Annotated in this window: 11 protein-coding genes; 1 reads left to right on the top strand and 10 read right to left on the bottom strand. The window is 59.5% G+C overall.

What is annotated here, in order from left to right:
* Nucleotides 1-9 precede the first annotated feature (9 nt).
* The 10 genes from QPM17_RS20520 to QPM17_RS20475 are packed head-to-tail and all read right to left on the bottom strand — an operon-like array spanning nt 10 to nt 9,552.
* A complete protein-coding gene (locus QPM17_RS20520; protein ID WP_285393412.1) occupies nt 10-399 on the bottom strand; it encodes a GPW/gp25 family protein in 390 nt (129 codons plus the stop codon).
* Between the two features lie 7 nt (nt 400-406).
* Entirely contained in the window at nt 407-2,041 is a 1,635-nt protein-coding gene (locus tag QPM17_RS20515; protein WP_285393410.1) for a hypothetical protein, read from the bottom strand.
* Nucleotides 2,042-2,051: 10 nt separating this feature from the next.
* Nucleotides 2,052-2,696, bottom strand: coding sequence for a phage baseplate assembly protein V (locus QPM17_RS20510; protein WP_285393408.1), 645 nt, complete (start codon nt 2,694-2,696; stop codon nt 2,052-2,054).
* Nucleotides 2,693-3,742, bottom strand: a complete 1,050-nt coding sequence (locus QPM17_RS20505) for a phage late control D family protein (protein WP_285393405.1) — start codon at nt 3,740-3,742, stop codon at nt 2,693-2,695. The genes QPM17_RS20510 and QPM17_RS20505 overlap by 4 nt, the downstream gene beginning before the upstream one ends.
* Nucleotides 3,743-3,747: 5 nt before the next feature.
* On the bottom strand, nt 3,748-3,909 hold the full coding sequence (locus QPM17_RS20500; RefSeq protein WP_285393403.1) for a hypothetical protein: 162 nt from the start codon (nt 3,907-3,909) through the stop codon (nt 3,748-3,750).
* Nucleotides 3,910-3,929: 20 nt separating this feature from the next.
* Nucleotides 3,930-4,916 (bottom strand): CIS tube protein, encoded by a 987-nt coding sequence (locus QPM17_RS20495; protein WP_285393402.1) that lies wholly within the window; start codon nt 4,914-4,916, stop codon nt 3,930-3,932.
* Nucleotides 4,913-5,428 (bottom strand): phage tail protein, encoded by a 516-nt coding sequence (locus tag QPM17_RS20490; protein ID WP_285393400.1) that lies wholly within the window; start codon nt 5,426-5,428, stop codon nt 4,913-4,915. Before QPM17_RS20490 ends, QPM17_RS20495 begins: the two co-directional genes overlap by 4 nt.
* Nucleotides 5,421-6,899, bottom strand: a complete 1,479-nt coding sequence (locus QPM17_RS20485; RefSeq protein WP_285393398.1) for a hypothetical protein — start codon at nt 6,897-6,899, stop codon at nt 5,421-5,423. The genes QPM17_RS20490 and QPM17_RS20485 overlap by 8 nt, the downstream gene beginning before the upstream one ends.
* A gap of 9 nt (nt 6,900-6,908) precedes the next feature.
* A complete protein-coding gene (locus tag QPM17_RS20480) occupies nt 6,909-7,364 on the bottom strand; it encodes a phage tail protein (RefSeq protein WP_285393396.1) in 456 nt (151 codons plus the stop codon).
* Nucleotides 7,365-7,389: 25 nt separating this feature from the next.
* Nucleotides 7,390-9,552, bottom strand: coding sequence for a phage tail sheath family protein (locus tag QPM17_RS20475; protein WP_285393394.1), 2,163 nt, complete (start codon nt 9,550-9,552; stop codon nt 7,390-7,392).
* A 499-nt stretch (nt 9,553-10,051) separates the two neighbouring features.
* On the opposite strand from QPM17_RS20475, the gene QPM17_RS20470 reads away from it, so the two are divergent.
* Entirely contained in the window at nt 10,052-11,977 is a 1,926-nt protein-coding gene (locus QPM17_RS20470; RefSeq protein WP_285393392.1) for an alpha/beta fold hydrolase, read from the top strand.
* The last annotated feature ends 16 nt before the right edge of the window (nt 11,978-11,993 follow it).

The raw sequence follows: 11,993 nt of genomic DNA, 5'->3' as shown, positions 1-11,993 counted from the left end.
AAGTCCTCGTTATGCTCCCAGGTTGAGTGTAAAACCCAGCTCTGCCGTTTCGAGGCGGTGTTTCAGCCGGTAGCGGATGTTGATATGAACATCTGAAAGCTGCGCTGTACCCGGCTGCACAGTGACCTGCTCCACAATCACCCTGGGTTCCAGCAGGGCCAGGTTCTTGCGCACGACACCGGCGATCAGGTTGCGGGTGGTCTCATTGTTCGGCTGGTGGATGAAGTCGGGCAGCCCGGCCCCGAAGCCGGGCCGCTGTATCCTTTCCCCCTGGCGTGTCAGCAGGATATTCAGCATCACTTCCCGGATGCTGAGATCATTCCTGGCCCAGTCCAGCGATCCTGACTCATCGATGCCACCCAGTGGCCAGCTCAGTATGTTCGGTGTAGGTGCCTGCATGGTCCGTTTACCTGTTGATCTTCGGGAATGGCAGATAGATTTTCACCCAGGGCAGCCAGAAGAAGATGATGTTCAGAAGCGACACCATCACCATCAGCAGAATCATCGCCACCAGAGTGATCACCGGCAGGCTGAAAACCAGTATCCACTGCATGCCGGTCTGGGGTACTTCATCCCCCATCAGGTCTTTACCGATGCCCTTCTTCGGCCTCAGCCGCTTGAGCATGGCAAAGGTGTCTGAAGGGGTGAGCAGGCTGGCTCCCTTTGCCATGCCCCGCTTGAGGTCACGCATGCCCGGAACCGGTATGAGTGACGGCCGGCTGGCTTCCGGATCCAGCGGGCTGGCCACACGGAACCTGATGCTCTGGCTGCTTTCGTCGGCCCAGACAATCTGCTCTCTGCCCTGGTCATTGCGGACCCTCAGGAACGGAACCACCCGGTAGATATCGTTCTCCCCATCTCCGAACTTGGGCACCGGTATTTCCCGGGCCTGATCCAGTACCAGTTGCTGGTAGCGCTGGCCGAGCAGATGGCGGAAAGCGTAGGCCTGCTCCTCTGACAGTGTCAGGTGCCAGGACAGGGAGCCGGAACCGTCGGAGTCGGGAAGCAATTGCGGTTCTGCTCCGGACTCGATCAGTTGCTCCTGCTGGTCCAGCCAGGCCACCAGCGGATTCTCCGGTTGTTGGAAACAGCGCCCCAGGTAGTCCAGTAACGTCTGTTTCCGGTAGTGCTTGGGCAGGTCGTCTACTTCCACCTCCTGTTTCACAAGTTGGGAAACAAGGTAATGGGGCGTGCTGTGAAACCAGATGTCCGCACACAGTTCCTCCAGATGCCTGTTCTCGGTCGTGCCGGATGCCCCTACCCGGTAGCGGTCCGTCAGGACACGGATCAGATCCAGAAAGGCGAGGTTGGGCTGGCCGGATGAAACCTGAAGGGCGTCCTGGTCCCGCCACTGCCGGTCGGCCCGGTCCCGGAAGCCGAACGGCCAGCGCAGTGACTGTGCGTCGAACTCGCGGGCCTGTGCGAGTGATTCCGGAGCCACCGCTGCTGTTGTGTCCTGGTGATAACGGAAGCCGCCCAGCGGCAGGTAGCCGAACAACAGTGTACGGCTCCTGCCCTCAGGGTCACGGGTGGCCAGGGTGTGCAGGGGATGGGTCTGTTCGCCGGTATAGGAGGGGTTCCCGGTACGTTTTCCGAGTACGCCGCTGGCACACAGACGCCGGTCGAGATCCGGATCTCCGGAATGGGTGGGGGCCGGTTTCCAGCCCAGGGCGTCTCCGCCTTCCAGCATCCACGCCTGCTGGCCTTCCGGGGTGATGCGGCGAATGACAAAACCCGCCGAGGTGATCTTCTGCGGGTCCAGGGCGGGCTGTCCCAGTTGATCACAGACTGCCTCGCAACAGACCAGGTGAAATGTGCGGTGGGTAGGCAGGCGTAGAACCGGCAGCGTGTCCCACTGGCTGTGGCGCTCTTCGTTCTGCCAATTGCTGCCATGGCTGGTGTTCAAGTGGCCGGAAGCCACATCCTGGCGGAAACGGTTAATAAAGTCCGCCTCCAGATAGCGATGCAGCCCCGCGCCGCCCTGGGGCTGGTAGAAGGGAGATTTCAGTTTTACCGGGTGCAGTTTCTGTTGCATGTTCATGGCGGTGTTCCTACCAGATGTTTCCGGCGCCGGGGGTGTAACTGGTTCCCACCACCGAGTTGGCAATGACAGTGTCTGCCTGGACGACTCCACTGAACCGGGACATGCCGGCATCCACCTGAACCATGCCGGCGGAAACGTTGACATTGGAGGCGTTGATCTCAACGGGGCCTGCACTGTTGACCTGAATGGAGGAGGACGTCAGTGTCACCCTCTGGCTGCCCCGTTCAATATTGATTTCGCCACCGCCACTCTCGGTAATGCGAATGCTGTACCCGGAGCGGGTGTGAACTTCGAACGACGGGCCGGATGAGCTGTCGTCAAACTCCATGACCGTGCCGGACGGTGTTCGCACCACATAATGTTCCTCCTGCGGATCAGCCTCTTCCGGCCGGCTCTCCCTGCCGGTCCATATGCTGCCCAGTACCAGCGGCATATCCGGAGACGCAAAAGCCGCCACCACGATTTCTCCTTCCCGGGGTATGAAGCTTGCGCCATAGCCGTCTCCAGCGGAGGGGGCAATGACACTTGCCCAGCATTCGAGCCCGGTGGATTGAAAGCGGATCCGGATACGACCCCGGTTTTCCGGGTCGGCGTTATCAGTCACCTCTGCCAGCTGCAGGCTTTGGAGGTTGCCTGGAATGTGGCTGTTCATGATTCCTGGCTCCAGTGAGCTCGGTGAATTTTTACGTGGGTGCGAAAACCGTTGCGGTTGTCAAAAACGTGCCGGCAAAGACCGACCTGCCAGACCCCCGCCAGCCGAGGTGAGACTCCCTCAAGCCGGATCTCCCTGCCGGGTTTCAGACCGGCTTCTCCCATGCAGGCAAGGTCGCCGCGCAGAAACCGGCGGGCCTGTCTCCGGAAACCGGCGGTTGCATAGGCGTCTGCTTCAGACTGGCTGCGGGCCAGGGGATGGGGCAGGGTGTCGCTGCTGTCCCAGCCCAGCTCCGAGAGCGTATCGCGGGCTGTCCTGCCGGAGCCGGGGTCACCGGGCTGGTTTTCAGACGCGTTGACCGACTCTGCCGTGCCCGGGTTATATCCCGTTACCTCTGAAGACTGATACTGGTGGTTCAGGTCAGCCAGGACGCGGAGGCTCAGGGCTCCGTTACCGGGGCCGAGAATGACCGGCTCGGGGTCGGGTTCTTCCGGCATGGCCCTTAATGCCCCCTGATCCATGCGCAGCCCGATATCGAAGCGCTCGCAGAGTCTTAACGCGAAAGCCAGATCGCTCTCGTTTAGCTGGTGCCAGTTGGCGGTCAGACCGGACACCGTCAGGTTCGATTCCAGTCCCGCATCGCTGGCCATTGCCCGCAGCACCTCGTCGGGGCTCTGGTCCTCGTGACACACGCTCTGGCGCCGGCGTGCGAGGTGGTGCAGGCGGTCCTGAAGCAACAGGGTGAGACCGGGGGCCGATTCGCCATACTGTTCCTCGATACCGGTTACCTCGCCAGAAAACAGGGTAACGGGCGAGCTGCCATGGGTGATTCTTACCTGCGCACCCATCCCGATATCACTGAACAAATACGAAGGGCGCGAACGGTTATCCGTAAGACCCCAGTTTGTTACCGACAGCTCCGCGCTGGCACACCCGTGCCAGGGCAGCTGGATCATCAGCGAATCCAGTTGGGCTGCCAGGTCGAGGCGGGATTCTCCATCCACCGATATCTCTGGCCGGGCGCTGATCAGCGGCTGATCGTTCATGATGCTCAATCCACCTCGAGTCGCTGCTGACGCTCGCGAAGTTTCTCAAGCTGCTCGAACAGGGGCGCCTGATAGGTTCCACTATCCGGGTGCATTGAAGACGTCTCGGTAGTCGTGGTGGGCGATTCCTCTACCTCGGCAATCACCTCGTCAATGAGTAATGGCATGTCTGCTTCCCTCAGGTTGTTCAATCAAATCCAACGCCGGAATCCTGCGCAGCCCGGTGTGCCCTTTCCAGCCAGGGTTGGTCTGCCCGCTTCTGAAGCTCGCTCACCCTTTGGTCTCTGGTTTCCCGCAAAGACTCGGCGCTGAGCCCTCCAGCGGCGCTCCCTCCCAGGCGGTGGCCAAATGCTCCTTCAATGGTGCTGCCCACACTGGATGAGTTGCCATAGCGGAAGGCAGGGGACGCAGAATCCATTGCATCTGCAACGGCCGAGCTGACCGGTTTCTGGTCCAGCCCCAGTTGCCTGGCTGGGGGCTGCGCAGGATTTGCAATTTCATTGCCCGTTGGCAGCCGCGGATTTTCCACCCCGTTATACAGAGCGGTATCCCGCCAGTTACCCTTGCTCCCGTCACTGGCCCCGGGAACCGGACGGGTGCTGGCCTCTGATCCTGGCTGGCTGCCATTGCCGGTGCCGGTCAGTGTGGGCATATCGCGTTCTGCCCGGGCCGCATCCCGGTTGCGGAACTGGAAGCTGTCTTCCTTGAGGCTGAGAGAAACCGTTGCTCTCAGCGGCGTCCCCTCGGGGGAGAAGAAATCCAGCGTTTCGTCGAATTTCTCCATCAGCCCCACAAACTCGAATGCGCCCCACTGGAACAGGCAACGGCTGGGTATCTGTCTGTCTTCAGAGCCTTCTTCGACGGGATCGCCGGGTTTCAGGAACCGTTCTGCAATCCTGCGGGTCAGCAGTCGCACATCCGGGCTGTCCTCCTCGTCCACATAGCTGTCCGGAAGGGTGGTGTCGAAGATCAGCTCGATACTCAGGCTGGAGGAGCTGGAAGACACATACTGGGCTGCTTTTTCCGAATCCCGCTGATCACCGCTGTTCAGCGAGTTGGACAGCCCGACCCTCAGACTGGTCGGGTTGAACTGTACGTCTACGGCGTTATCCAGGTCCGGCGTGTTTTCCTTGCCGGAAACCGGTATCAGCTTGCCTCGCTCCGGCTGTTTCATGATGCTGACTCCTCCGGGCCGGTGGTGGGGTCGGTGTCCGACGATCGTCTCTCAAGCTCCAGCCCCTCATGGACCAGGTGCAGTTCCTCGATCGCCACCTGGCTGGCTGTAGAGTTCAGGTCCGGCCCCTTGAATCGCGTTGCAAGCACGCCGGTGAGTTTCCATGTCATCACAGGGTTGTCCTGGTATTCGTCACCTGATTTCCGGGGGTTTCCAAGCAACACAATTTCACCGTGCATCCGGTAACCATAGTTGGCACCCCTGGTGGTAACGTCGAACCAGCTCCACAGGTCATTGACGTGGGTGACGCCCCGTTTCAGGACCATCGGGGAGAATCGGGTAACACCACTTCTCTGGTGCTCTCCCCAGTTCCGGCCTCCTTCTGCAATGCTGCGTGGCTCCATGGTCAGTTCAAAGCCGGTGACCTCACTGAAAGCACCGCTGCACAACAGGTCCCCGGAGCGACTGTCATGAAGGTTGACGCGGAATCGGAAGGGGACGAATTCACTCATCCTGCAGTTCCCCCTGCCACTCGCCGTGGCGATTGGTGAATGTCAGGCGGATGTGGTCGATTGGCAGCGCTGGCGCCAGCATGATCTCGAAAACGGCTGCGCCTTCCTGGACCTGTAGCTGTTTTACCCGGAAAGCATCTTCAGGCAGCTTCCCCCGCAGGGCTCCCAGGCGGTGAAGTTGTCCCAGAAAATTCTCCAGCGCCAGCCTGGGGGTGGGGTCCCGGTAGTCGGTCTTGAAGACCAGGCGTTCCCCGAGCTGTTGAAGCTGACGACGCAGATAACCGAGAAAACGCATCACCTCCGCACTTCGGAATGCGTCGAAGCGGCTGCGTAAACGGGAGTGGGCGTAGTCATCCGGGTGCAGGGCGGGTACAACCAGTCGTTCATCATCCAGCATCACTCCGCGGGGCCTCCGGGTTATCACACTGATGCCTGGGCGTTCCCGCAGTGACTGTTGCGCCGGGATGGACTGAAGCGGGAAAGGATCACCCCGCGTGACCAGAGCCCTGCCGGCAATGGATCGCCATGGCCCATGGGCCTGCGCCACACTGGACTGCGCACCGGCGAGCACACCGCAGGGGCTGACGGGCCTTCCACTGGCACTGCTCAGGTATGGGAAAACAAACTGAACCTGACGCAGCCGATGGCCGCTGTCGGTGGCGGCGATGCCATCAATTGCGTCCAGCGCCACGTTGCTGACAGCGGGAATCTGGCGATCCCGATCATAGGTCAACGGCACTGACCACAGACACTGTATGTCGGGGCGGTGCTGGTACAGCCACGGCAGGATCTGCCTGAGCAGATCCTCTGTTGCCAATGGCGTCACAGGGGCCGGGGACGCCGGTTCGGGAGCTGTGTCTTCCTCGGGTGGTGGTTCGGAGCAGGGCATGAACTGCGGTGCGCCCGCGCCGTGGTCTGGTTCCGGTATGCCGGACAGTTGTGCCGGGATTTGCAATCGTTCCAGGTCGGGTAGGGCGAGCAGCCCGATTGTGGGTATCACCAGCAGTGATGCAACGCCCTGTAGCGTGGAGATGTTGTGCAGTACGGTGTCCGTGCGAGGCAGGAATGCTTCATGACCGCCGTCTTCGGGCACAGCCACAACCCATAAACGCGAGCCGCCATTAGCAAAAAAGTCGTCCACACAGCCCGGAAGCCAGGCGTTCGATCCGGCCAGAGTGCTGTGGTAGCCGGTACTTGCGGATGCGGCATCCGGGAATATGTCGTGGAACTCTGCGCTGGAATTGAGTGGAACTGGCAGGTGGAAAATGGCCTCATCCGTCGACTTCAGCGCCTCGAGCCTGTCCCCGAACCCCGCTGCCCGGATGGCATCGACTGCTTCAGGAAGGGTGAATAGCCGCTCTTTCCGAACTCTTCCGGGGCAATGACCCACCATGCCGCAGACCAGAACCGGAGCACGATTCTGGAAGGGGCGGGGGGTAAGCTCAATCCGTGATGCCAGCAGGGTTTCCATAAACGTATGTTATTCCTGGGTGATGTGTTCCACCGCGAGCACCAGTTCTTCGATGGCGACGTCACTGCCACCTTTTGCCGTCAGGGTCGGCCCGGTCCATTTGATCGGCATGGCGTTGACCAGCTTCCACTGGACCACCGACTCCGAGTGGTTCTCGCTCATCAGTTTGACGACGACGTTGCGTTTGGCGGTGATATCGCCCGAGCGCACCTGATCAAGCCAGTTGTAAAGGTTTTCTGCCCCGATCACGCCGCGCTTGAGGGTGATGTCCCCGGATTTGTGAATGGCCGGCACTTTGGTGACGTAATTGGTTTTCTGATTACCGGCCCGATATTCCGCTACTGTTACCTCGGCATTCAGACCGGAGATTTCGGAAAATCCGCCGGCCACATCGGTTTCGCTGCCATCCGACAGATCAACCAGATAGTTGAACACGCCGTAGGGGGTTTCTCTGAACTGTGCCATATCACGATCCTTCTTGAGGGTTCAATCAGCTGTCAGCGGTCTTCTGTCCGATCCGGAAGACAACGAATTCCGCGGGCTTGAGTGCTGCAACGCCGACCTCACAAATCAGGCGGCCGTTGTCCAGATCGTTCTGGGTCATGGTGCTGCGGTCGCAGCGTACGAACCAGGCGGTTTTCTCGGAGCCCAGCAGTCGACCGTTACGCCACTCATTAAAGAGGAAGGCATCCACTGTGTTGCGGACGTTTTCCCAGAGCCGTTCACCGTTGGGCTCGAAAACCGCCCACTGAGTGGACTTTTCGATGGAACGTTCCAGATAGAGAAAGTAACGGCGAACGTTGACGTATTTCCATTCGGGGTCGTCCGAGAGGGTTCGCCCACCCCAGACCTGATGGCCACGTCCCGGAAAAGAGCGCAGGCAGTTAATACCCATAGGGTTCAGAAGTTCCTGCTGGAACTGGTTGATCTCCTGGGCGAAGTGCAGGGCACCCAGAACCGGGGTGTTGGCCGGTGTTTTGTGAACACCACGCTGGACATCCGTATGGGCATAGATACCGGCGATGAATCCTGCGGGCGGCACGTTGATGGTCTTGCGTATGCCCCTGGGGTCAGAAATCGTCACCCAGGGGTAGTAAAGTGCCAGCCGCGAGTCATTGAAGTTGGAGCGGAAGCCCCGAACTTCAGACAACGCCATGGCTTCCTGGCTGTCGACAATACCAATGCGGTAGCGCATACGACGGCAATGCTTCTGCATTTCCGCCACCACGGCCTGGTGTTGGTCAGGATCGGCAGCCGCTGCGGGAGTCATGACGATGGATATGTCTTCAATGTCTTCAAGGGCAGCAAACCCTGTACTGCCGTTTACTTCGTCAGTCACGCCGCCATAGTGAAGTGCCTGGGGCAGCTCGCCGTCAGAGCCGCCCTCAAGGTTGATCAGGTATCGGGGACCTTCAACCGATAGACCTTCGGGGTTCATGGCGTCATCATCGAACATGCTGTAGAGGGCTGCCAATACTTCGCCTTCGGCAATGTCTTCAGCGAATTGGCAGGCGACCGGGCTGGTCAGTTGGTCATTACGCGAGTCCGGCTCCTGCGGTAGCCGCTCGCCAAGACTGTTGTTGGCATCGTGGGCGGTGGAAATGTCGCTGTAGGTGTGTATGACTGCGCCGTCCGGCCCGCCGTTAAGCACAGAAATATCGAAGGTTCTCTGGACCATGACTGCTCTGACGGTATCCGGCGAGGCGGCCAGGGCAGCCAGGGGAAGGTCGATGTTGCTGTCCACATCCTCGTTCAGGTCGCTGTTGATCTGAAACTCTGTCCCTTCGGCATTGATAGTCCCCAGCAGGGTTGTCCGGTCACCCCAGTGATCGCCATCAAAGAAGCCGGAAAGATCCGTCGGGGCGGAAAAACTGAGCGACCCGAAGGCACCGCCACTCAGATTGCCGGATGCCGGCTGCCGGACACTGACCCGGGTGAACCGCAGCGATGCTGTGTTATCCCTTGTCAGGCCGGCGGCTTCCAGCAAGCCTTCGCCGTCGCCGTTGGTTTCGAAACTGGCGGGGTCAACGGGGTCTTCATTGGTATCTGTAATCTGGCCCAGATTCTGGTGAACGGCGTAGGCTGTATCCGATATACGGCGCACCAGGGCGCGGATGGTCAGAGGGAAGACGCCATCATCGGGGCCATCTCCGGATTTGACGGCATTGGTCACACCGGTTGCTTCGAGGAACAGAACCTCATCGACTGCGGGGCTGGAGACCGGCTGCAGGTGAAGCAGGTTCTCGCTATCGCGCCAGTCGAACTCCAGGGTGAAGTTGCCCATGGCTCCGGGAAAGCGGCTGCGGAAAATGACATGATTGTCGCCATCGCTGGCCGTACCAAAGCTGTTGTCAGGATCCGGGAAGTTGCCCACCCGGGATACGTAAAGCTGTTTGCCACCATTGTCGAAAAAGGCCTTTGCAGCAATGGTGGTGTGGTTCAGCACCTCGTTACCATCCAGGTTCAGGTCCTGGATATCGCCGTATATCCGGCGGAAGTCGGCAAAGCTTGTGACAACTTCTGGTCGGCCCTGCATGGGCCCGAACCGGGTAGGTCCGACAATGGCGGCAACGCTGGTGCTTACACCTTCGATGGAACGGGAACGAAAACTGACTTCCTCTACAAAGACACCCGGCGCCAGATAGTTCGACATGATCTTCTCCTTGACAGTGCGTCAGCATGGATGCATAGCGATAACGCTCCGAAGCCAGAGGCCCGGAACAACCAATCACCGGGTACAGCAAACAAACCGATGGACAATGAAGGAAAAACAGAAGTAATGCAGAACGGGGCGGACGAGCGCCAGCAGGAAGCAGGGGCAAGACCCATGCATGAAGTCATAGAGGGCAGTCCTTTGTTAAGCGAAACCCCAGGCTGGATTTGATTCAGCCATTCCACAGGTTCACTCCTGGTGCAGGTGATGACTTCTGTTCTATCCCTGACCTTCACCTTGTAAGTAAATGTACCTAACTATGACTCAGTCTGTATAGGTCATATTTGCATACATATTGATGTGCCCGCAGCCGCAACCCGTCCAATTCTCCCCATTTATTGTCTTTTCGGGCCTGTTAGTGCAACGAATGGAACAGATTCTTATTTCATCCCGTCGTTTTCCTTGAATTGCCTATAACAAATAACAAGGAGAGCAAGTGATGTTTCATACCTTACGTCCGGGTCGATGGGGGTTGCCCCTGATTGCTTTTTTTCTGACTGTGACTGTTGCCGGGTGCGTCGATCTGGGTGGTGACAGTCAGGGATCCAGTCAGGCGGCGCAAAGTAACAGTAGGCTCCCGGAGCAGGCCTGTGAGAATCCGGGCAGCGGTATGCCCCCTCGCTGCGAAGCACCGGTGTCCTGCTCGGAAGATACGACCGCCGAAGGCGGGGCCAGCTACCCGGTCAAGCTGGAGTCCGGGAGTGGTGAAACCATTGCTTTCCAGGTGCTTGAACCCATCGGCGGAATCGACTGTGCGCGCGGCCATCCCCTGGTGCTGCATGGCCATGGTTTCGGTGGGTCCCGCGCTACAGAAGGTTTCGAAAACTACCGGGAATCCGGATTCGCGGTTATTTCAATTGACCAGCGTGGGTTTGGTGAAAGCACAGGGACGGTCAGGGTGATGGACCCCGAGTTCGAGGGGCGTGATCTGGTGCAGATTCTGGATTGGGCTGAAGAGAATCTGGGCTACCTTCAGCGCCGAAATGAACCCTCACTGCCAAAAGAGCTTAATCCTAACCTGGTGGTTGGCGCGATTGGTGGCAGCTATGGGGGTGGTTATCAACTGCTCCTGCACGGCCAGGATCCCAAGCAGAGGATGGATGCCCTCGTGCCTGACATTACCTGGTACGACCTGCGCTATAGCCTCAACCCCGGCAATGTCATCAAGACCGGATGGGATCTGGTTCTGGTGGCCGGAGGAGAAGCCGGCTCCAGCGGGAATGGTAATGACGGCCTCGACCCGATTATTCGGGAGATTCTTGCGCAGGGTGCAACGCTGAATCGCTTCCCGGAAGCAGGGCTGGACTTCTTCTACTATCACAGCCCGGCCTATCGCTGCTCTGGTGAACCGGTGTCCGTGTCCGATACGCCGGATCTGCTGAATTACCAGATCAATCCGCCCGCGTTCGACGTGGTGCCTACTCCCTATCCGGAAGTGGATGTACTGCTCACCCAGGGGATGAAGGACACGCTGTTCAACTTCAACGACGCCTGGCGCAATTACGAGTGCCTGAAATCCCGCGGCGGTGATGTTCGCCTGCTGACGCACCAGACGGGGCACATTCTGCCAGTGGAAGCGCCAGAGGAGTCCCAGCCCGGTGAGTTCCTGGATCCCACCGCGGGTTTGCTGGAGATCCCCGGCTTCCAGGGCGCGGCGGGTGAGTTTGCCTGTGGCGATGTCTCGATTTCCGATGCAACGTTGAACTGGCTGCAGCACCATCTGCAGGGCAAGCCCCTGGCGGGCTATTTCGAAGGCACCGATTCGGCGGTCTGTCTCTCTCTGGATACCGGTGAGTCTGTCAGTGTACCGGCTGATTCATTTCCTGCGCCGGCACTTGCCGGTGGCGTTCTGGAGGGTGACGCGGTCGTGGAGCGAACGGTTGTCACGGACCTGCCAATTCCCAATGGGTACGAGGCCGTCGCAGCGGCGACCCAGCCGCCTGCAGCGTTGCCGTTGGGTCAGGCAGGAGGGGCCGGTGCGATACTCGGTGGTATTCCCACGGCAAGACTTACCATCTCGGATCTGGCCGGTCGATCCTCATGTGAACTGGAGTTGGATCCCTATGCGCCCGGTTGCGACCCCATCGTGTTTGTGGGTCTCGGTAAGCGCGCCGAGGGCGACAGTCGCTGGCAGCTGATCGACGATCAGATCAAGCCGGTGAGGGGGCTGAAGAATCAGGCGGTCATCGAGCTGGTCGGCGTTGCCGAGGCACTGGCTCCGGGTGACGAGCTGGCATTATTGGTGTACGGGTTTCACCCGCAGTATCCCGCAAGCTGGTCAAGGGACGCTCTGATACCCTTCGTGAATCTGGAAGGCTCGGTGCAGTTGCCGATCCTTGCGGGTGAACTGTCAGGCGAAGGATAACTCCGGATGGCGGGGG

The sequence above is a fragment of the Marinobacter azerbaijanicus genome, assembly GCF_030250645.1.
Lineage (GTDB): Bacteria > Pseudomonadota > Gammaproteobacteria > Pseudomonadales > Oleiphilaceae > Marinobacter > Marinobacter azerbaijanicus.
Note: the sequence above shows the minus strand (reverse complement) of the source record. Positions and strands in the feature narration are given on the sequence as shown.

Excerpts from the sequence above, each read along its gene's own strand:
- QPM17_RS20520 (WP_285393412.1), bottom strand. The coding sequence starts at position 399 with ATGCAGGCACCTACACCGAACATACTGAGCTGGCCACTGGGTGGCATC.
- QPM17_RS20515 (WP_285393410.1), bottom strand. The coding sequence starts at position 2,041 with ATGAACATGCAACAGAAACTGCACCCGGTAAAACTGAAATCTCCCTTC.
- QPM17_RS20510 (WP_285393408.1), bottom strand. The coding sequence starts at position 2,696 with ATGAACAGCCACATTCCAGGCAACCTCCAAAGCCTGCAGCTGGCAGAG.
- QPM17_RS20505 (WP_285393405.1), bottom strand. The coding sequence starts at position 3,742 with ATGAACGATCAGCCGCTGATCAGCGCCCGGCCAGAGATATCGGTGGAT.
- QPM17_RS20500 (WP_285393403.1), bottom strand. The coding sequence starts at position 3,909 with ATGCCATTACTCATTGACGAGGTGATTGCCGAGGTAGAGGAATCGCCC.
- QPM17_RS20495 (WP_285393402.1), bottom strand. The coding sequence starts at position 4,916 with ATGAAACAGCCGGAGCGAGGCAAGCTGATACCGGTTTCCGGCAAGGAA.
- QPM17_RS20490 (WP_285393400.1), bottom strand. The coding sequence starts at position 5,428 with ATGAGTGAATTCGTCCCCTTCCGATTCCGCGTCAACCTTCATGACAGT.
- QPM17_RS20485 (WP_285393398.1), bottom strand. The coding sequence starts at position 6,899 with ATGGAAACCCTGCTGGCATCACGGATTGAGCTTACCCCCCGCCCCTTC.
- QPM17_RS20480 (WP_285393396.1), bottom strand. The coding sequence starts at position 7,364 with ATGGCACAGTTCAGAGAAACCCCCTACGGCGTGTTCAACTATCTGGTT.
- QPM17_RS20475 (WP_285393394.1), bottom strand. The coding sequence starts at position 9,552 with ATGTCGAACTATCTGGCGCCGGGTGTCTTTGTAGAGGAAGTCAGTTTT.
- QPM17_RS20470 (WP_285393392.1), top strand. The coding sequence starts at position 10,052 with ATGTTTCATACCTTACGTCCGGGTCGATGGGGGTTGCCCCTGATTGCT.